Below are 19,421 nucleotides of genomic sequence, written 5' to 3' on the forward strand. Positions count from 1 at the left end.
GCGCTGGGTGGGCGTTCGCACCGCGCGTTGGGTGATGTCCGACAACCTACTCGCTAATGGGCTACGCCGACGTGAGGCGTGGCGTGCTTGCCAGACAAGCCGACGCAGGTGTCCGTCGCCAGCGCGGATGTCGCGTGGTATCAATGGACGCCCGGCATGCCCAGTGCGCGTGCCACCTTGGTGAATGCTGCGATCGCATGGTCCAGTTGTGCGCGGGTGTGTGCGGCGCTCATCTGTGTGCGGATCCGTGCCTCGCCCTTGGGCACGACCGGGAAGAAGAAGCCGCTGACGTAGATGCCTTCGTCGAGCAGGCCAGCGGCCAGGGACTGCGCCAACTGCGCGTCATGGGTCATCACCGGCACGATCGGGTGTGTGCCAGGCTTGATCTCGAACCCGGCCGCGGTCATGCGCGAGCGGAAGTATTCGGTGTTGGCCTTCAGCGTCTCGCGCAGTTCGCCCGCGCGCTCGAGCATGTCGAAGACCTTGATTGCCGCGGCGACGACGTGCGGCGGCAACGAGTTGGAGAACAGGTACGGGCGCGAGCGCTGGCGCAACATTTCGATGAGGTTGCGCGACCCGGTGGTGAACCCGCCCACGGCGCCGCCAAGCGCCTTGCCCAGCGTGCCGGTGAAGATGTCGACCTTGTCCATGACGCCATGGACCTCGGCGGAGCCACGCCCGGTCGCGCCGAGGAAACCGGTGCAGTGGCATTCGTCGATGTGCACCAGCGCGTGGTATTTCTCCGCGAGCGCGGTAATCCGGTCGAGCGGCGCGATGTAGCCGTCCATCGAGAACGTGCCGTCGGTGGTGATCAGCTTGGTCCGTGCTCCGGCCGCGTCGGCCGCCTTGAGCTGGGCCTCCAGGTCGGCCATGTCGCGATTGGCGTAGCGGTAACGCTGTGCCTTGCACAGACGGATGCCGTCAATGATCGAAGCGTGGTTGAGCGCGTCGGAGATCACCGCGTCCTGCTCGCCCAGCAGGGGTTCAAACAGGCCGCCGTTGGCATCGAAGCAGGCCGCATACAGGATCGCGTCTTCGGTGCCGAAAAACGCCGAGATCTTCGCTTCCAGCTGCTTGTGCAGGTCCTGCGTGCCGCAGATGAAGCGCACCGAAGCCATGCCAAAGCCATGGGAGTCCAGCGCGTCCTTGGCGGCCTTGATGACCTCGGCGTTGTTGGCCAGGCCGAGGTAATTGTTGGCGCAGAAGTTCAGCACCCTGCGTCCGTCCTGCAAGGTGATTTCAGACGATTGTGGCGAGGTGATGACGCGCTCGGCCTTGAACAGGCCTTGCTTGCGGATCGCATCCAGCTCGCTGGCGAAACGTTGGTCGGCGGTGTTGGTCATGGTGTGTTTCCAGTTCCAGTAGGCGAGGGACGCAGATGCCGGGGGACGGCAGGATTGCGGCCACCATGCGCGTGCAGCGGGCATGGCGCAAGCGTCGGGGTGGGGATCGCCCGCGGCATCAACTCCAGTTGCAGACGACCTTGCCGCAATTGCCGGTAGCCATCAGGTCGAAACCCTGCTGGAAGTCGTCGATGGCGACCTGGTGGGTGAGCACCTTATGCAGCGGGAAGCCCGTGAGCACCATTTGCGTCATCTTGTACCAGGTCTCGTACATGCGGCGGCCGTAGATCCCCTGCAGGGTGAGGCCCTTGAAGATCACCCGGTCCCAGTCGATGCCGGCGCCGTTCGGCTGGATGCCGAGCATGGCGATCTTGCCGCCGTGGTACATGCAGCCCAGCATGTCGTTGAACGCGCGTGGATTGCCGCTCATCTCCAGCCCGACGTCGAAGCCTTCCATGTGCAGGTCCTTCATCACCTCGGCGACCGACTGCTTGGCCACGTTGACTACACGCGTGGCGCCCATGTCGGCCGCCAGCTTCAGGCGGTAGTCGTTGACGTCGGTGACCACCACGTTGCGGGCGCCGATGTGCTTGCAGATGCCGGCGGCAATGATCCCGATCGGGCCGGCGCCGGTGATCAGCACGTCCTCGCCAATGACGTTGAATTCCAGCGCGCAATGCGCGGCATTGCCGTAGGGGTCGAAGAAGGCGGCCAATTCGGATGAGATCTGGTCAGGGATCGGCCACAGGTTCGAGGCCGGCATATTGATGTATTCGGCGAACGCGCCGTTGCGGTTCACGCCGATGCCAATCGCGTGCGGGCACAGGTGTTGGCGCCCGGCACGGCAATTGCGGCAATGGCCGCAAACGATGTGGCCCTCGGCGGACACGCGGTCGCCAACCTTGTAGCCGGTGACGCCAGGGCCGAGCTTGACGATGCGGCCGACGAACTCGTGGCCGATGGTGAGCCCGGGCTTGATCGTACGCTGGCTCCAGTCGTCCCACTTGTAGATGTGCAGATCCGTGCCGCAGATGGCCGTCTTGTTGACCTTGATCAGCACCTCATTGGGTCCGGCTTCCGGTACCGGCACCTCTTCCATCCAGATGCCTGGTTCGGCTTTGCGCTTGACCAGGGCCTTCATCGTTTGTGTCATGACGTCCTCTCCGTGGCCCGTGGAGCGGACCGCCAACTGCGAATTATAGAGCAGCGACCCACGGCGGTTGCGGCTGGGCGAGGCTGGATTGGCGTCAGCGACGCTGGCAGCGCCACTACACTGGCGCCATGCCGATCGACGCGCGCCCACTTGCTGTGTTCCTCATGGGGCCGACCGCCACCGGCAAGACTGAGCTTGCCTGTGCCTTGCACGAGTGGTTCCCGCTGGACGTAGTCAGCGTGGATTCGGCCCTGGTCTATCGTGGCATGGACGTCGGGACCGCCAAGCCCGATGCCGACGTTTTGGCGCGCTGCCCACACGCGCTGATCGACGTGCGCGCGCCGGTCCAGGCCTATTCGGCGGCGGAGTTCCGCATCGATGCGCAGGCGATCATGCAGCAGATCACTCAGCGTGGTCGCGTGCCCCTGCTGGTGGGCGGCACCGGGTTGTATTTCCGCGCCCTGCAGCAGGGCTTGTCCGAGCTGCCGGCGGCCGACGCGGCCACGCGCGGGCAGTTGGCCCTTGCCGCGGAGCGGGATGGCTGGCCAGCCTTGCACGCCCGACTGGCACGGCTCGATCCGGATGTGGCGCGGCGTATTGATCGCCACGACGCACAGCGCATCCAGCGTGCCCTGGAAGTGATTGAGCTCACCGGCCGGCGCCTTTCGGAACTGCACCGGCGCCCGGCCAACAGTGGTTTCCCGTGGCGGGTATTGAAGCTTGGCCTGGTGCCAACGGATCGCGGCGGTCTGCATGCGCGGATCGCCCGGCGCTTCGACGCCATGCTGGCGGCCGGTCTGGTGGCGGAGACGGCAGGGCTACTCGCGCAGCCGGGCGTGCATGCCGATTTGCCGGCCATGCGCGCGGTCGGTTACCGGCAAGCGGCGGAGTTCCTGCGGGGCGAAAGCACGGCGGCCGGGTTGCGCGAACGCGGCATCCAGGCCACCCGGCAACTGGCAAAGCGGCAGATGACCTGGCTGCGCGGCGACCTCGCCTTGCGCCATTTCGAGCCCTGGCAAGCTGGCCTGCGCGACCAGGTGGCCGCCGCGCTTGCCTTGTTCCTTGGGCGAGGCTGGGTTTGAACCCAGGCGGCAGGGGCTGCCTGCCGCAATTCGCCACGCCGATTCCGGTGGCCGGATGGTTCCTGTACGCGCCAGAAAGCAGATACCATCTGCGTGCTTGTGCCAGCGCCCGTCTTGCGTTGTTTTCGGCTGGGTTTGTTCAGGGGGAAAAGAATATGTCCAAAGGACAATCACTGCAGGACCCGTTTTTGAATGCGTTGCGACGCGAACGCATCCCGGTTGCCATCTACCTGGTCAATGGCATCAAGTTGCAGGGCACGGTGGAATCGTTTGACCAGTTTGTCGTGCTGCTGCGCAACCAAGTCAGCCAGATGGTCTACAAGCATGCCATCTCGACCGTAGTGCCGAGCCGCAACGTGCATGTGGGCAACGGCCAGGACGAGGAGGGCATCCATGTCGCCTCGGCACCCGACACTTGATCCGGCCTGATCCGCCCGCATGCAAGGGGGCAGGCCCATGAGGTATTTCCTGTCCCGTGTTTGATCGTCAAAAACAAGGTGAGCGCGCGCTGCTGCTGACGCCGCACGCGCGTGGCGAAGGTGACCCGGTACGGCGTACCGCGGAATTTGCCGAGCTGGCCAAGTCGGCCGGCGCCGAGGTGGTCGGGGTGGTGTCGGCGCCGGTCAAGATTCCGGATCCGCGCTATTACGTGGGCAGCGGCAAGGCCGATGAGGTCGCGGAGGCCGCGCGGGCCGCGGCGGCCGACGTCGTGCTGGTGGATCGGCTGCTCTCGCCAGTGCAGGAGCGCAACCTGGAGCAATTGATCAAGGTGCGGGTCGTCGACCGCGCCAGCCTGATCCTGGACATCTTCGCGCAGCGTGCGCGCTCGGCCGAAGGCAAGCTGGAGGTCGAGCTGGCGCAGTTGCGCCACCTGGCGACCCGGCTGGTACGCGGCTGGACCCACCTGGACGCGCAGCGCGGTGGTGCGATCGGCAATCGCGGGCCGGGTGAGACCCAGTTGGAAACCGACCGGCGTCTGCTCGGCGAGCGGGTCAAGATGCTCGGCAAACGCCTGCAGAAGGTCCAGACCCAGCGCAGCCAGCAACGTCGTTCGCGCCTGCGCAACAGCGTGCCGCGCGTGGCCCTGATCGGCTATACCAATGCCGGCAAGTCCACCCTGTTCAATGCCTTGACCCGCGGTGAGGTGTTGGCCGCCGACCTGCTCTTCGCCACGCTCGACCCCACCGTCCGCAAGCTCGAGGGCCTCTCCTGTGGCCCGGCGGTGCTCGCCGATACCGTGGGGTTCATCCGCGAGCTGCCACACGATCTGGTGGCGGCGTTTCGCGCCACGCTCGCCGAGGTGCGGGATGCCGACCTGCTGTTGCATGTCATCGACGCCTCGGACGAGGAAAGCGGCCAGCTGCAGCGGGTGGTGGAGCAGGTGCTGGTCGAGATTGGCGCCGACGAAGTGCCGCAGTTGCGCGTAATGAACAAGATCGACCTGGCCCAGGCCGGGCCGCGCCTGGATCGCGACGCAGCGGGCCAGCCGCAACGGGTCTGGCTCTCGGCGGCCACCGGCAGTGGCCTCGGTTTGCTGCGCGATGCACTGGGCGAGCTGCTTTCCGGCGAACGCTGCCGTGCGACGCTGCAACTGCCGCTTACGGCCGGGCGGCTGCACGCGCGGCTGCGTGCTTCGGGTGCGATCGTCGGGGAAAGCGTTGACGAGCAGGGCTGGCGGCTGCAGATCGATGCCCCGCGCAGCCTGATCGAGCCCTTGGCTGGCGGCGACCTCGCCGAAGCGCGCTTGTTGCGCAGCCTGCTGGCGCCGGTCTCATGACGGCGTGCGGCGGGTTTCGCGTCCAGCCTCTGCTAGAATCCATCCCTTGCGAAATTGCTGGTGATCGTGCGTCGGGCGTGGCCGCGCCTGCACTGCCGCGGCTCATGCGGCATTCCGTTTCTCCCGTGGGCCGGCGCTGGTTGCCGGCCCTTCCGTTGCCCTCAGGAGACTGACATTGGCTTGGAATGAACCCGGAAACGGGCAACGCGATCCCTGGTCGAGGAAGCGCCCCGGGGCTGGCATTCCACCCCTGGGCAAGCTGCTCAAGGACCTGCAGGCGCGTTTCAACAAGCTGGGTCGCGGGCCGGGCAATGTGCTGGGCGTGATCTTGCTGGTGGTGGTGATCGCGCTGCTCTTCAGCAGCTACACGATCGTCAACGCGCGGCAGGAAGGCGTGGTGCTGCGCTTCGGCCATTACGCGCGCACGCTCGGCCCCGGCTTCCATTTGAAATTGCCGCGACCGATCGAGTCGGTGACCAAGGTCGACGCCACACGCGTGCGTTCGGTGACCGACAGCGTGGTCCTGCTGACCAAGGACGAGAACATCCTGACCGTGGACTTCACCGTGCAGTACCAGGTGGACGACGCGCGCAAATACCTGTTTTCACTGAACGAGCCGGACGCGACCACGCATGATGCGGCCGAAGCTGCGGTGCGCGCGGTGATCGGCCGCAGCGACATGAACGACATCCTCTCGGGCAAGGGCGCCACCCTGGTGAGCGAAGCGCAGCACACGTTGCAGCAGACGCTCAACGATTACCACTCGGGGCTGCGGGTCACCGAAGTCAGTTTCCAGAACGTCGCGCCGCCCAAGGAAGTGAAAGAGGCGTTCGACGACGTCAACAACGCCCGCGAAGACAAGCAGAGCATCGAGAACAACGCCTTGGCCTATGCCAACAAGGTCGTCCCGGTGGCGCGCGGCGATGCCTCGCGCATTGCCGCCGAGGCCTCCGGCTACAAGGCCGAACGCATCGCCCGTGCCGAGGGCGATACGGACCGCTTTACCCTCTTGCTCAAGCAGTACAAAGCGGCGCCCGACGTCACCCGGCGGCGCTTGTGGCTGGAAACCATGGAGCAGGTCATGGCCGACAACCCGAAGGTGATCGACGGCAGCGGTGGGCGCAACATCATCAACCTGCCGTTTGACCAGGCCAAGACAGCGGTGCCACCCAATGCGGATGCCAATCGCGCGGCGACCACCAGTGCGATCGTGGCGCCGGCCAGCGGTGCCAGCAGCAACGACGGGCAGCAGCCATGAACAAGACCATCGCCATCGTCGTCGCCGTCATCCTGGTATTGCTTGGCGTGAACAGCGTGTTCGTGGTCAGCGAGGGACAAAATGCCCTGCTGCTGCAGTTTGGCCGCATCGTGCGCGGCGATTACCAACCGGGGCTGCACTTCAAGATTCCGTTGGTGCAGCAGGCGGTGCATTTCGACAACCGCATCCTGTCGCTCGACGCCCAGCCCGAGCGCTACTTCACGTCGGAAAAGAAGAGCGTCAACGTCGATTTCTACGTCAAATGGCGGATTGTCGACAACGGGCTTTACTACCGCTCCACGGGCGGCGATCAATTGCAGGCAGCCCAGCGCTTGACCCCGATCGTCAAGGACGCGCTGCGTTTCGAGTTCAATTCGCGTACCTTGAACGAGCTGATTGCCGGTGGCCGCAACGAGGTGACGGACCGCGTGCGCGAGATCACCGATGCATCCTCGCGCAGGAACCTTGGCATCAGCGTGGTGGACGTGCGCATCAAGCGCATCGATCTGCCCGATGAAGTCAGCGAGTCGGTCTACAAGCGCATGCGCGCCGAGCGTTCGCAGTTGGCCAACGAGCTGCGCTTCACCGGGCAGGAGGCGGCGGAGAAGATCAAGGCCGATGCCGACCGGCAAGGCCTGGTCCTGCGTGCCGATGCCCGCCGCGACGCGGCCAAGGTGCGTGGCGAGGGCGATGCCCAGGCGGCATCCGTGTATGCCGCGGCATACAATCAGGACCCGGAGTTCTTCGCGTTCTACCGCAGTTTGGCGGCCTATCGGAAATCCTTCGAGGATGGCAAGGGCGTGCTGGTGCTCAAGCCGGATTCGGAATTCCTGAAATACTTCAACGACGCCACCCCGAAGCGCTGAGCGCGGCACGCCCGTAAGCGGCTGCACCTGGGTACGCGCTGGGCGTATGGTCGGGCCTGGCGCCTTGTCGGACCGGGCATGCTGGCCGCCACAACGCGTCGACGGCCCGCCCCGCCGTCCGGGCGAGCCGCAGGGCAATCACGCAGCAGTCATTTGTCAGCGAGTGAACACAGTATGGGAAAGTCGGTCGTAGTTCTGGGTGCGCAGTGGGGTGACGAAGGCAAGGGCAAGATCGTCGATCTGCTGACGGAGCGCGTCTCCGCCGTGGCCCGTTTCCAGGGCGGGCACAATGCCGGCCACACCCTGGTCATCAAGGGCAAGAAGACGGTCCTGCACCTGATCCCCTCAGGCATCCTGCGCGAGGATGCGCTGTGTGTGATTGGCAACGGTGTGGTGCTGTCGCCGGCAGCGCTGATGACTGAAATTGGCGAGCTCGAGGCCAGCGGCGTCTCGGTGCGCCCGCGGGTCAAGATCAGTCCGGCGACGCCATTGATCATGCCGTACCACATTGCGGTGGACAAGGCGCGGGAAGCGGCTGCCGGTGGCAAGGCCATTGGCACCACTGGCCGCGGCATCGGCCCGGCGTACGAGGACAAGGTCGCGCGCCGCAGCGTGCGCGTGGCCGACCTCATGTACCCGCACGAGCTGCCGGACCTGCTGCGAACCGCCGTCAACTACCACAACTTCATCCTTACCCAATGGCTGCACGCCGATCCGGTCGACTATCAGCAGGTGCTGGACGATGCTATGGCTTGGGGCGAGTACATCCGCCCGCTGGTCGACGACGTGGCGACGATCCTGCACGACGTTCGCCGGGCGGGCGGCAACATCCTCTACGAGGGTGCGCAAGGCGCGCTGCTGGACATCGACCACGGCACCTATCCGTATGTGACCTCCTCCAACACCACGATTGGTGGCGCGCTGGCTGGCACCGGCGTCGGGGTGAGCGACATCGACTACGTGCTGGGCATCTGCAAGGCCTATGTCACCCGGGTCGGTAGCGGACCGCTACCGACCGAGCTGCACGACGACATGGGTGAGTTGCTGCGTCGGCGCGGCATGGAGTTTGGTGCCAGCACTGGACGGCCGCGTCGCTGCGGCTGGATCGACCTGGTGGCGCTCAAGCGCGCGGTGCAGATCAACGGCATCAATGGCCTGGCGATCACCAAGCTGGACGTGCTCGACGAGCTGGCCTCGATCAAGGTCTGCGTGGCCTACGAGTATCGTGGCAAGCGGCGTGAACTGGCGCCGCTGGATGCCGACGGCTGGGCGGAGTGCAAGCCGGTGTACCTGGAATTTCCCGGCTGGCAGGAGTCCACGGCCGGCATCCGCGACTGGACCAAGCTGCCGGCTGCCGCGCGCGCCTACCTGCGCTCGGTGGAAGAACTCTCCGGTTGCCGCCTGGCCATCGTCGCCACCGGGGCCGACCGCGACGACACGATCGTGCTCGACGACCCGTTCGCCTGAGCCGTTCCCCGTCGTCATTCCCGTCCCTCCCGTCGCCATTTCCGTTTCCCCCGTCATTCCCGCTTTTGCGGGAATGACACCAAAGGTCGCTCTGCGAGAATGGCGCAAGCGGATCGCTTCGCGGGAATGACGAGCGAGGGGCCGTAGGGACGGCAGGAGCCCGCGAGGCCGATGGGTCCGTGATCTCCTGTCAGTGGGATGCACGCCAGTATCAGGTTTTGGCCGGTTTGGGCGAGGCCTGGGGGCGGGCACGGCGCTCACCGATGGGCAGGGTCAGCGTTTCCTTGACCTCTTCCATCACGATGTAGCTCTTCGAGTCGCGGACGTTCGGCATGGTCAGCAGGGTGCTGCCCAGCAGCGCCCGGTAGGAGGCCATTTCCGGCATGCGGGCCTTGATCAGGTAGTCGAAGTCGCCGGACACCAAGTGGCATTCGAGGACGTTCGGCAGGCGCAAGGCGGCGTTGCGGAACTCTTCGAAGATGTCACCGGACTTGTACGCCAGGCTGATCTCGACGAACACCAGCAACCCCGCGCCCACGCTTTGCGGATTGACCTGGGCGTGGTAGCCCGTGATGATGCCGTCGCGCTCCAGGCGCCGTACGCGCTCGGTGCACGGGGTGGTCGACAGCCCCACGCGCTCGCCCAGCTCGGTGAAGGAGATGCGGCCTTGTTCCTGCAGGATGCGCAGGATGTTCTGGTCGATTTTGTCCAACTCGCGCGAGCGCATGGAGATGTGCGTCCCGATATCGGTGGTCTTGACACGAATTTTACCTGACGATTGGATGAAATATGGGAAATAAGCCCAAGTAAACCTTCATATACTCGTCCAGATACATGGCCGAATGGCCGTAGCCAGTGGCGGGGGTGGCGCAATGCGTATCGCGGTTCTGGGGAGTGGCGTGATCGGCACCTGCAGTGCCTGGTACCTCACGCAGGCCGGTCACGAGGTGGTGGTCATCGATCGCCAGCCAGCACCTGCACAGGAAACCAGTTTTGCCAACGCAGGGCAGCTTTCACCAGGCTACGCCTCACCCTGGGCTGCGCCGCACGTGCCATTCAAGGCCTTGAAGTGGCTGTTCCAGAAATACGCGCCGTTGTCGATCCGCCCCGGCCTGGATCCACACCAATACCTGTGGTTATGGCAGATGCTGCGCAACTGCACGGCCAACCGCTACGCGGTCAACAAGGCCCGCATGATGCGCCTGTCCGAATACAGCCGGCTGTGCATCGACCGCCTGCGCGCGGAAACCGGGATCGAGTACGAAGGTCGCCAGCTCGGTACCATGCAGGTGTTCCGCACCCAGGCGCAACTCGACGACGCGGCCAAAGACATCGACGTGTTGAAGCAGTATGGCGTGCCCTACGAAGTGCTCGATCGTGCCGGCATCGTGCGCATCGAGCCCGCATTGGCGGACGTGGTCGACGCCCTCACCGGGGCGTTGCGCTTGCCGCACGACGAAACCGGTGATTGCGAGATCTTCACGCAGCGCCTGGCCGAGCGCGCGCAGGCGGCCGGAGTCGAATTCCGCTTTGGTGCGACCATCGAGCGCCTGGAGAGCGATGGCAGCCGCGTGAGCGCGGTGGTCGTCAATGGCAAGATCGTGCACGCCGACCGCTACGTGATGGCGCTGGGTAGTTATTCGACGCCGATGCTGGCGCCCCTGGGCATCCACCTGCCGGTTTACCCGCTGAAGGGCTATTCGCTCACCGTGCCAATCACCCGCCCGGAACTGGCGCCGGTCTCCACCGTCCTCGACGAAACCTACAAGGTGGCGCTGACGCGGTTTGACCAACGCATCCGCGTCGGCGGACTGGCCGGCGTCAGCGGCTACGACTTGGCCCTGCACCCGCGTGGCCGCGCCACCCTGGAGAAGGCGCTGGGCAGCCTGTTTCCGCGTGGCGGCGAACTCGGTGCAGCGACGGTATGGACCGGCTTGCGGCCGGCGACCCCGGACGGCACGCCCGTGGTCGGGGCGACGCGCCTGGCCAACCTGTTCCTGAACACCGGCCACGGCACGCTGGGTTGGACGATGGCTTGCGGCTCCGGGCGGTATCTGGCCGATCTGATTTCCGGCCGCAAGCCGGACATCAGCATGGAAGGCCTCGATCTCTCGCGCTACGGCAAGCCCTGGCCGGATGCCAGGCGCATGCCGGTCCAGGCCTGATGCGCCCGGCGCGCGCGCTGGTCGACCTGTCGGCCTTGCGCCACAACTATCGTCTGGCGCGCAAGCTGGGCGGGCAACGCGCGCTGGCAGTGCTCAAGGCCGATGCCTATGGCCATGGCGCGGTGCGCTGCGCGCAAGCGCTGGAGGCCGAGGCCGATGGCTTTGCCGTCGCCTGCATCGAGGAGGCGCTTGAGCTGCGTGCGGCCGGCATCCGGGCCCCGATCCTGCTGCTGGAGGGTTTTTTCGAGGCTGCCGAGCTGGCCCTGATCGAGGCGCACGACTTGTGGTGCGTCATCCAGGCCGACTGGCAGCTCGAGGCCCTGGCCCAGGCCAGGTTGCAGCGTCCCTTGGACATCTGGCTGCTGCTGGATTCGGGCATGCATCGGCTGGGTTTTGCTGCCGAGGCCTGGCCGGCCGCGGCCCAGCGGCTGCAGGGTTTGTCGCAAGTCCGCAAGGTGGTGGCCATGACCCACTTTGCCCGTGCCGACGAGCTCGACTGCACGCGCACCGACGAACAGTTGGCCGTGTTCCGGCAGGCCAGCCATGCGCTGGCGCTGCCGGGGAGCGTGGGCAATTCGGCTGCCATACTGGGCTGGCCCGGCGCCGACGGCGAATGGGCCCGACCGGGGCTGATGTTGTATGGCATCAATCCGTTTGGCGCACCGCATCCGCTGGCCGATCAGTTGCGCCCGGTGATGACGCTGGAGTCGACGGTGATCAGCGTGCGCGACATTGGCATGGGCGAGCCGGTGGGTTATGGCGCGCACTTCGTGGCGCCACGGCCGACGCGGGTCGGCATCGTCGCTCTGGGCTACGCCGACGGCTATCCACAGCTGGCGCCGAACGGCACGCCCGTCGCGCTCGATGGCCAGCGCGGCGAGTTGATCGGCCGCGTGTCCATGGACATGCTCGCGATCGACCTTACCGACCATCCGGCGGCGGGGCTTGGCAGCCGGGTGGAGCTGTGGGGTACCCGAGTCCCGGTGGCCGAGGTGGCCAGGCACGCAAGCCGCACGGCATACGACCTGCTATGCGCGGTCAAGCGCGTGCCGCGTGTCTACCTCGACGCCTAGCTGCCACCCCCAAACCGCCGTCATCCCCGCTTGACCGGCCCTTCGGCCGTTGAAAAGCGCCTCGCAGGGATGACGGGTATGGTGGTGGCGTGAGCCTAGGCCTCCGCCGGTTCGTCGCGGTAGGCATCGATCGGGATGCATGTGCACATGACGTGCTTGTCGCCGTAGATGTTGTCCACGCGCGCCACCGGTGACCAGTACTTGTGCTGCTTCAGGCTGGCCAACGGATAGGCCGCCAGTTCGCGCGGGTAGGCGTGGGTCCATTCGCTCGCGCTGGCCATGGCGGCCGTGTGCGGGGCATGCTTGAGCGGGTTGTCCTCGCGATCGAGCTTGCCGTCTTCGACCGCGTGGATTTCCTCGCGGATCTGGATCATGGCCTCGATGAAGCGGTCGAGCTCGGCCTTGGGCTCGCTCTCGGTCGGTTCGACCATCAGCGTGCCGGCCACCGGGAAGCTCAGCGTCGGCGCGTGGAAGCCGAAATCGATCAGGCGCTTGGCCACGTCCTCGGCGCCAATGCCGCTGCTGTCCTTGATGGCGCGCAGGTCGAGAATGCACTCGTGCGCCACCAGGCCGTTGCGCCCGGTGTACAGGGTGGGGTAGTGCGGGGCCAGGCGGCGGGCGATGTAGTTGGCGTTGAGCAGGGCGACCTGGGTCGCCTTGCGCAGGCCTTGCTGGCCCATCAGGGTGATGTACATCCAGGAGATTGGCAGGATGCCGGCGCTGCCGTAGCTGGCTGCCGAGACCATGCCGGCCGGGCCAGACTCGCCCAGTTTCCGCGGCAGGAAGGGGGCGAGGTGCGCCTTCACCGCGCACGGGCCAACGCCAGGGCCGCCACCGCCGTGCGGGATGCAGAATGTCTTGTGCAGGTTGAGGTGCGACACATCCGAGCCCCAGGATCCGGGCTTGGCCACGCCGACCAGCGCGTTCATGTTTGCGCCGTCGGTATACACCTGGCCGCCGTTGGCGTGGACGATGTCGCAAATCTCGATGATGTCTTCCTCGAACACGCCGTGGGTGGACGGGTAGGTGATCATCAGTGCCGCCAGCCGGTCGGCGTATTTTTCGGCTTGCCGGCGGATGTCCTCGACTTCGACGTTGCCGTGCGCGTCACACCGGGTGACTACGACCTCCATGCCGCACATGTGTGCCGAAGCCGGGTTCGTGCCGTGCGCGGACTCGGGGATCAGGCAGACATCACGGTGGCCCTCGCCGCGTGAGCGGTGCCAGGCGCGGATCGCCATCAGGCCTGCGTATTCGCCCTGCGCGCCGGCATTTGGCTGCAGGCTGACCGCGTCGTAGCCGGTCAGCTCGACCAGCATGGCTTCCAACGAATCGGTCAGCTCCTTGTAGCCCGTGGTCTGCGCTGTCGGCGCCAGCGGATGGATGGCGCCAAATTCCGGCCAGGTGATCGGGATCATTTCCGCCGTGGCATTGAGCTTCATGGTGCAGCTGCCCAGCGGGATCATGCTGCGATCCATCGCCAGGTCCTTGTCGGCCAGCTGGCGCAGGTAGCGCAGCAGCTCGTGCTCGCTGTGATGCGTGTTGAACACGGGATGGGTGAGGAACGGAGTGTGCCGGAGCAGGCCGGCAGGCAGGGCGTCCGCCGTGGCGGCATCGAGCGCGTCAATGGTGGTTTGCGCCGCGGTGTCGCCCGCGTCGCTGCCAACTGTCGCGCCGAACAGCGCGGCAATCGCCACGACGTCGGCACGGGTGGCGGTTTCGTCAAGGCTGATGCCCAGGCTGTGCTCGTCAACATGACGCAGGTTGATGCCCGCGTGCTCGGCCTTGGCGTGGATCGCGGCAGCGTCCACCCCAACGACGTGCAAGGTATCGAAGAATTCGCCATCGACCTGCGCGCCGGTCATGCGCAGGGCGGCGGCCAGGATCGTCGTGAGACGATGCGTGCGCTGGGCGATGCGGGTCAAGCCGTTCGGGCCGTGGTACACCGCGTACATGCCGGCCATGACCGCCAGCAGGACCTGCGCGGTGCAGATGTTCGATGTCGCCTTCTCCCGGCGGATGTGCTGCTCGCGGGTCTGCAGCGTGAGGCGGTAGGCCGGCTGACCCTCGGCGTCGATCGACACGCCGATGAGGCGGCCCGGTATCTGCCGCTTGTAGGCGTCACGGCAAGCCATGAAGCCGGCATGCGGACCGCCATAACCGAGCGGCACGCCAAAGCGCTGGCTGTTGCCGACCACGATGTCCGCGCCCCAGTCGCCCGGCGCGGCCAGCAGGGTCAGCGCCAGCAGGTCGGTGGCAACCGCCATCAGCGCGCCGCGGTCATGTGCGGCATCGACCAGGGCGCGATAGTCGTGAATGCGCCCGAAGGTGTCCGGATACTGCAGCAGGACGCCGAAGCTGTCGACGCCCGCGGCATCGGCATCGGCGCCCACCTGTAGCTCGATGCCCAGGCCTTCGGCGCGGGTGTGCAATACCTCCAGGGTCTGCGGATGCATATTGCGCGAGACGAAGAACACGTTCGACTTCGATTTGCACGAGCGCTTGGCCAGGGTCATGGCCTCGGCTGCTGCCGTGGCTTCATCCAGCAGGGACGAGTTGGCGATTTCCATGCCGGTGAGGTCGGCCACCATGGTCTGGAAGTTGATCAACGCCTCCAGGCGGCCTTGCGAGATTTCCGCCTGGTAGGGCGTGTAGGCGGTGTACCAGGCCGGGTTCTCCAGGATGTTGCGCAAGATGACGTTCGGCGTGTAGGTGCCGTAATAGCCCTGGCCAATGAAACTGCGCAGCACCTGGTTCTTCTTGGCGATGCGCCCGATCTTGGCGAGTGCCTCGACCTCGGTCACCGCGCGGGACAAGGCCAGCGGCGCCGTCGATTTGATGCCTTGCGGTACGATCGCGTCGGTCAAGGCGTCCAGCGACGCATAGCCGAGATGCCGCAGCATGTCAGCGATCTCGGCGTCGTTTGGGCCGAGGTGACGCTGGATGAACTCGTCGTGATGCTCGAGCTCGTGCAAAGATGGAATGGATGGCTGGCTCATGATTGGACGTCCGACTGGTGCCGTGCCGTGCCGCACGGGGAGCGCCCCTCTGTTCTTTTGCCTGAGAGTTTGGAAGCACATGACGTGCTTCGTGCCCCTTCGGCGCCGGATTCAACCGGTCTCTCCAGAGTGTGTGCGCATGGTGGTATGGGTGCCTGAGCGATTACGGGCATTACGTCTTCGGCAGCGGTCCAGCCGGATGCCCGGCTCACCGCTTCTCCCACCAGCGCTGATGCGGGAATTATACAGTGCGTCGTCAAGCCGCCGGACCGCAGGGGCGAACCGCCGCAGGGATGCGGTGGCCGCGCGTTTGGTGTGCTCAGGCGTTCAACGGACCCAGAAAAGCGAAAGCCGCCTAACAATGGCGGCCATCCCTTACAATTGGTGCCCGGGAGAGGACTCGAACCTCCACGGAGTTGCCCCCGCTAGCACCTGAAGCTAGTGCGTCTACCAATTCCGCCACCCGGGCAACGCATGTCGTCATTGCGGCGACACGAGCGGCGTAATGTAGGCAGCGGGCCGCAGCTTGTCAACTTTCCCGATACCACTCAACTTCCCCGATACCGCAACATTCGCAGCGCACCCATCCCGGTCGCGTGTGCATCACCAGGACTGTCAGTGACCAGAAAATCTTCCCCCGGACCACGTGCCGACAAACGCGCACCGGCGCACTCGACCACGGCCAAGCGCCGCGGATCATCGCCCGTGCACGAGACCGCGGCGCGCGATCCACAGGCCGCGCGTGAAGCCCAGCGCTATGCCCGCCCGATCCCCAGCCGCGAAGCCATCCTGGCGCTGCTCGAGGCGCGTGGCGAGCTGTTGAAGGAAGCGCGTATTGCCGAGGCGCTGGGCCTCGACCAGGCCATTGACCTCGACGCCCTGCACCGGCGCCTGACGGCGATGGTGCGCGATGGTCAGTTGCTGCTCGGTCGTCGCGGCGGCTACGCGCCGACGGAAAAGCTCGGGCTGATGGCCGGCACGGTGTTGGCCAACGCAGAGGGCTACGGCTTCCTGCGGCCAGACGAGGGCGGCGACGACCTGTACCTGTCACCGCAGCAGATGCGCCTGGTGATGCATGGCGACCGGGTCCTGGCCAGCGTCGTTGGCATTGATCGCCGCGGGCGGCGCCAGGGGGCAATTGCCGAAGTGTTGCAGCGCCGCTCATCGCGCCTGGTCGGGCGGGTGATCATCGAGAACGGCGTCATGCTGGTGAGCCCGGACGACCGTCGCCTGCCGGTGGACGTGATGATCAAGCCGGGCGGCGAGCATGGAGCGCGCGCCGGCCAGATTGTGGTAGTGGAAATCACCGACCCGCCGACGGCGGTTCGCGGACCGCTGGGTGAAATTCGCGCGGTGCTCGGCGAGCGGCTCGAGCCCTCGCTGGTGGTGGAGATGGCAATCGCCAGCCACGACTTGCCGCAGGCGTGGCCGGACGCGGTGTTGCACGAGGCGGCCGCAGTGGCGGACCGCGTCGGCAAAGCCGAACGCCAGGGGCGGGTCGACCTGCGCGAGCTGCCGCTGGTGACCATCGATGGCGTCGATGCCCGCGATTTCGATGATGCCGTGTATGCCGAGCCGCGGCGTGGCGGCGGTTGGCGTCTGCTGGTGGCGATTGCGGACGTCTCGCACTACGTCCGTGCCGGCGAGGCGTTGGACCATGAGGCGTACGAGCGCGGTACCTCGGTGTACTTTCCCGGGTTCGTGGTGCCAATGCTGCCCGAGACCCTCTCCAACGGCATCTGCTCACTGAATCCGAAAGTGGATCGCCTGTGCATGGTGTGCGACATGCTGGTCGACCCCACTGGCGAGGTCACGCGGTCGAAATTTTATCCGGCGGTGATGTGCTCACACGCGCGTCTGACCTATGACCTGGTCTGGCAGGCGGTTGGCCTGGCGGCACCGGATGCGTTGCAGGCCGTGTCTGATGTGCTGCCGCAATTGCGCGAACTGTACGACCTGTATCGCGCCATGGCGCAGCAGCGCAAGCGGCGGGGGGCGATCGACTTTGAGACCGTCGAGGTGAAGTTTCGCCTGGACCAGACCGGTGGCGTCGAATCCATGGGCGCCACCGAGCGCAACGACGCGCACAAGCTGATCGAGGAATGCATGATTGCCGCCAACGTGCAGGCGGCGCGGTTCCTGGAGAAGAGGAAGATCCCCGCCTTGTTCCGCGCGCACGAGCCGCCGCCGGCCGACAAATACGAAGACCTGCAGCAGTTCCTGCGCGAGTTCAAATTGCGTATGCCGCCGCTGGAAGAAGTGGCCCCGGCGGATTTCGCGGAAATCCTGGCCCTGGTCAAGGACCGGCCCGAGCGCGAACTGATCCAGTCGGTGCTGCTGCGCGCGCAGAGCATGGCTGCCTACCAGCCTGAGAACCGCGGCCACTTCGGCCTGGCGCTGGACGCCTACGCCCATTTCACCTCGCCGATCCGCCGCTATCCGGACCTGCTGGTGCATCGCGCGATCCGCTACGCCCTGGCTGGGGGCAAGCCGAGTGATTACCTGTACAGCGCGACCGAGATGGCGGCGATGGCCGTGCAGTGCTCGCATCGTGAGCGGCGCGCCGAGGAGGCCGAACGTGACGTCGACGAGCGCTTCAAGTGTGCATGGATGGAAAAGCACATCGGCAGCGAATTCGATGGCCTGGTCACTGGGGTCACCTCATTTGGCTTGTTCGTGGAATTGGACGAATCCAAGGTCTCCGGCCTGGTCCACATCAGCCAACTGGCCAACGACTATTACCGCTTCGATGCCATCCGAAAGCTGTTGAGCGGTGAGCGCACCGGACTGCAATTCCGCCTTGGAGATCATGTGCGGGTCCAGGTCCTGCGCGCCAGCCTCGAGGATCGCAAGATCGACTTTCGCCTGGTGGCGCCGCGGACCCGCGAGGCCAAGGAGCAGGTCGAGCGCAAGCCTCGGCAGGCCAAGCGAGCGGCAAAGGTCACGGCGTCTGCCCGGCCAGCCGATCAGCGCGCCGCTGGCGCGCGGACGACGACCACCGCGCCGACACGCGGCAAGGCTGGGGGGCAGGGCGCAAAGCGTGCTGGCTCACTCGGTGGTCCGGCCAGGCCGTCGGGGCGGGGTGGCGTGAAGTCGCGGTCCCCGAGTCAGGCTGCGGCCGGCAAGACCGCAGCCAAGACCTCGGGTCGGCGCAAGCCCGGACGGCGATCCGCCCAGGCCGATCGCAAGCCATGAGCGAGAGCTGGATCGTCGGCATCAACCCGGTCGACAGCGCCTTGCGCAACGATCCGGCGGCAGTGCGTGAGCTGCTGGTGGAAAGCGGTCGGCGCAACGCCCGGGCACAGGAACTGGCAGAGCGTGCCCAGCAATTGCACATCGCCGTGCGCCCAGTCGAACGGGCCGAGCTGGAGCGGCACGCCGGTGCGGCCCGGCACCAGGGCGTGGCGGTGCGCTGCGAGCTGTCACCCGCGGCGCAAGAAGCAGACTTGTCGGCCCTGTTGGCGCGTGATGGGGCGCAGGCACTGGTCCTGGTGCTCGATGGGGTGACCGACCCGCACAACCTGGGCGCCTGCCTGCGCAGTGCGGCCGCGGCCAAGGCGACCGCCGTGGTCGTACCCAAGGATCGTGCCGTCGGCCTGACGCCCGTGGTGCGGCGGGCGGCTGCCGGCGGTGCGGAGCTGGTCCCGCTGATTGCGGTGACGAACCTGGCGCGCACGCTGCGTGAGCTCAAAGCCGCCGGCGTGTGGATCACCGGCCTGGCCGGGGGTACCGGACAGTCCATCCACGCCGTGGACCTGCGTGGGCCGGTTGCCCTCGTACTGGGCGGCGAGGGCGATGGCTTGCGCCGCCTGACCCGGGAGCTGTGCGATTTCGTGGTGGAAATCCCCATGCCGGGCGCGATGGAGAGCCTGAATGTATCCGTGGCCACCGGCATTGCCCTGTTTGAAGCATTGCGACAGCGAGGTGCTCGATGACGACCATCTTCTGGTATGACTGGACCGGCTACGTCGGTGTGGTCCTGGTGCTGCTGGCCTACCTGCTGCTGCAGGCCCGGGTGTTGCGGGGCGACGGACTGGTGTACCAGCTGATGAACCTGTTCGGCGCGCTCGGCGTCATGCTGTCGCTGATGTTCGGCGGCTTCAATCTGCCGGCCTTCCTCATGGAGTTGGCGTGGCTGTTGATCAGCCTGTACGGCATCGTGCGCGGCCGGCGTGCGCGCAAGGTGGTCTCCACCGAGATTGGGCCCGAGGAGCCTTGGCGCTAGGGTATCGGCACGG

At 66.2% G+C, this 19,421-nt stretch carries 15 protein-coding genes, 1 tRNA gene and 1 riboswitch; of the genes, 11 read left to right on the forward strand and 5 right to left on the reverse strand.

The features are described 5' to 3' along the window. Positions 1–140: 140 nt before the first annotated feature. Complete coding sequence (gene kbl, locus AC3WJB_RS09740; protein ID WP_492681031.1) at positions 141–1,343, reverse strand: glycine C-acetyltransferase; 1,203 nt, start codon at positions 1,341–1,343, stop codon at positions 141–143. A gap of 118 nt (positions 1,344–1,461) precedes the next feature. Beyond that, positions 1,462–2,496 carry an L-threonine 3-dehydrogenase gene (tdh, locus tag AC3WJB_RS09745; RefSeq protein WP_492681033.1) on the reverse strand — a complete coding sequence of 345 codons (1,035 nt, stop codon included), beginning with the start codon at positions 2,494–2,496 and terminating at the stop codon, positions 1,462–1,464. A gap of 128 nt (positions 2,497–2,624) precedes the next feature. Between tdh and miaA the strand changes: the two genes are divergently transcribed. The 6 genes from miaA to AC3WJB_RS09775 all read left to right on the forward strand — a co-directional run bounded on the left by miaA (position 2,625) and on the right by AC3WJB_RS09775 (position 8,946). Continuing rightward, positions 2,625–3,578: a tRNA (adenosine(37)-N6)-dimethylallyltransferase MiaA gene (gene miaA, locus AC3WJB_RS09750; RefSeq protein WP_492681035.1), complete on the forward strand. Its 954-nt coding sequence runs from the start codon at positions 2,625–2,627 to the stop codon at positions 3,576–3,578. Positions 3,579–3,733: 155 nt separating this feature from the next. Then, positions 3,734–3,997 carry an RNA chaperone Hfq gene (gene hfq, locus AC3WJB_RS09755; RefSeq protein ID WP_492681037.1) on the forward strand — a complete coding sequence of 88 codons (264 nt, stop codon included), beginning with the start codon at positions 3,734–3,736 and terminating at the stop codon, positions 3,995–3,997. A gap of 56 nt (positions 3,998–4,053) precedes the next feature. Then, positions 4,054–5,355, forward strand: a complete 1,302-nt coding sequence (gene hflX / locus AC3WJB_RS09760; protein WP_492681039.1) for a ribosome rescue GTPase HflX — start codon at positions 4,054–4,056, stop codon at positions 5,353–5,355. Positions 5,356–5,530: 175 nt separating this feature from the next. Next, complete coding sequence (hflK, locus tag AC3WJB_RS09765; RefSeq protein WP_492681041.1) at positions 5,531–6,613, forward strand: FtsH protease activity modulator HflK; 1,083 nt, start codon at positions 5,531–5,533, stop codon at positions 6,611–6,613. After that, positions 6,610–7,479: a protease modulator HflC gene (gene hflC / locus AC3WJB_RS09770; RefSeq protein WP_492681043.1), complete on the forward strand. Its 870-nt coding sequence runs from the start codon at positions 6,610–6,612 to the stop codon at positions 7,477–7,479. Before hflK ends, hflC begins: the two co-directional genes overlap by 4 nt. Before the next feature lie 174 nt (positions 7,480–7,653). Then, positions 7,654–8,946 (forward strand): adenylosuccinate synthase, encoded by a 1,293-nt coding sequence (locus AC3WJB_RS09775; RefSeq protein ID WP_492681045.1) that lies wholly within the window; start codon positions 7,654–7,656, stop codon positions 8,944–8,946. 211 nt (positions 8,947–9,157) lie between these two features. Here AC3WJB_RS09775 and AC3WJB_RS09780 read toward each other — a convergent pair whose 3' ends face one another. Beyond that, positions 9,158–9,679, reverse strand: coding sequence for an Lrp/AsnC ligand binding domain-containing protein (locus AC3WJB_RS09780; protein WP_492683158.1), 522 nt, complete (start codon positions 9,677–9,679; stop codon positions 9,158–9,160). A gap of 139 nt (positions 9,680–9,818) precedes the next feature. On the opposite strand from AC3WJB_RS09780, the gene AC3WJB_RS09785 reads away from it, so the two are divergent. Both AC3WJB_RS09785 and alr read left to right on the forward strand, forming a co-directional pair. Beyond that, complete coding sequence (locus AC3WJB_RS09785; protein ID WP_492681047.1) at positions 9,819–11,111, forward strand: D-amino acid dehydrogenase; 1,293 nt, start codon at positions 9,819–9,821, stop codon at positions 11,109–11,111. After that, positions 11,111–12,184, forward strand: a complete 1,074-nt coding sequence (gene alr / locus AC3WJB_RS09790) for an alanine racemase (RefSeq protein ID WP_492681049.1) — start codon at positions 11,111–11,113, stop codon at positions 12,182–12,184. Before AC3WJB_RS09785 ends, alr begins: the two co-directional genes overlap by 1 nt. 95 nt (positions 12,185–12,279) lie before the next feature. On the opposite strand, the gene gcvP is transcribed toward alr, so the two are convergent. Together gcvP and AC3WJB_RS09800 are read right to left on the reverse strand one after the other, a co-directional pair. Beyond that, complete coding sequence (gcvP, locus tag AC3WJB_RS09795) at positions 12,280–15,183, reverse strand: aminomethyl-transferring glycine dehydrogenase (RefSeq protein ID WP_492681051.1); 2,904 nt, start codon at positions 15,181–15,183, stop codon at positions 12,280–12,282. Between the two features lie 39 nt (positions 15,184–15,222). Beyond that, positions 15,223–15,321, reverse strand: a riboswitch (glycine riboswitch). Positions 15,322–15,565: 244 nt separating this feature from the next. Next, positions 15,566–15,652 (reverse strand) — tRNA-Leu (locus tag AC3WJB_RS09800). A 236-nt stretch (positions 15,653–15,888) separates the two neighbouring features. Between AC3WJB_RS09800 and rnr the strand changes: the two genes are divergently transcribed. From rnr to AC3WJB_RS09815, 3 genes are read left to right on the forward strand one after another with little or no spacing between them, the layout of a single operon-like run. After that, the gene (rnr, locus tag AC3WJB_RS09805) at positions 15,889–18,378 is read left to right on the forward strand and encodes a ribonuclease R (protein WP_492681053.1); all 2,490 of its coding nucleotides are present in this window, start codon (positions 15,889–15,891) and stop codon (positions 18,376–18,378) included. Beyond that, the gene (gene rlmB, locus AC3WJB_RS09810; protein WP_492681055.1) at positions 18,375–19,118 is read left to right on the forward strand and encodes a 23S rRNA (guanosine(2251)-2'-O)-methyltransferase RlmB; all 744 of its coding nucleotides are present in this window, start codon (positions 18,375–18,377) and stop codon (positions 19,116–19,118) included. The genes rnr and rlmB overlap by 4 nt, the downstream gene beginning before the upstream one ends. Then, positions 19,115–19,408, forward strand: a complete 294-nt coding sequence (locus AC3WJB_RS09815; protein ID WP_492681057.1) for a CBU_0592 family membrane protein — start codon at positions 19,115–19,117, stop codon at positions 19,406–19,408. The genes rlmB and AC3WJB_RS09815 overlap by 4 nt, the downstream gene beginning before the upstream one ends. Positions 19,409–19,421: the final 13 nt, after the last annotated feature.

The sequence above is a fragment of the Rhodanobacter sp. FW510-R10 genome (assembly GCF_058781105.1).

Excerpts from the sequence above, each read along its gene's own strand:
- kbl (WP_492681031.1), bottom strand. The coding sequence starts at position 1,343 with ATGACCAACACCGCCGACCAACGTTTCGCCAGCGAGCTGGATGCGATC.
- tdh (WP_492681033.1), bottom strand. The coding sequence starts at position 2,496 with ATGACACAAACGATGAAGGCCCTGGTCAAGCGCAAAGCCGAACCAGGC.
- miaA (WP_492681035.1), top strand. The coding sequence starts at position 2,625 with ATGCCGATCGACGCGCGCCCACTTGCTGTGTTCCTCATGGGGCCGACC.
- hfq (WP_492681037.1), top strand. The coding sequence starts at position 3,734 with ATGTCCAAAGGACAATCACTGCAGGACCCGTTTTTGAATGCGTTGCGA.
- hflC (WP_492681043.1), top strand. The coding sequence starts at position 6,610 with ATGAACAAGACCATCGCCATCGTCGTCGCCGTCATCCTGGTATTGCTT.
- AC3WJB_RS09775 (WP_492681045.1), top strand. The coding sequence starts at position 7,654 with ATGGGAAAGTCGGTCGTAGTTCTGGGTGCGCAGTGGGGTGACGAAGGC.
- AC3WJB_RS09785 (WP_492681047.1), top strand. The coding sequence starts at position 9,819 with ATGCGTATCGCGGTTCTGGGGAGTGGCGTGATCGGCACCTGCAGTGCC.
- alr (WP_492681049.1), top strand. The coding sequence starts at position 11,111 with ATGCGCCCGGCGCGCGCGCTGGTCGACCTGTCGGCCTTGCGCCACAAC.
- gcvP (WP_492681051.1), bottom strand. The coding sequence starts at position 15,183 with ATGAGCCAGCCATCCATTCCATCTTTGCACGAGCTCGAGCATCACGAC.
- rlmB (WP_492681055.1), top strand. The coding sequence starts at position 18,375 with ATGAGCGAGAGCTGGATCGTCGGCATCAACCCGGTCGACAGCGCCTTG.
- AC3WJB_RS09815 (WP_492681057.1), top strand. The coding sequence starts at position 19,115 with ATGACGACCATCTTCTGGTATGACTGGACCGGCTACGTCGGTGTGGTC.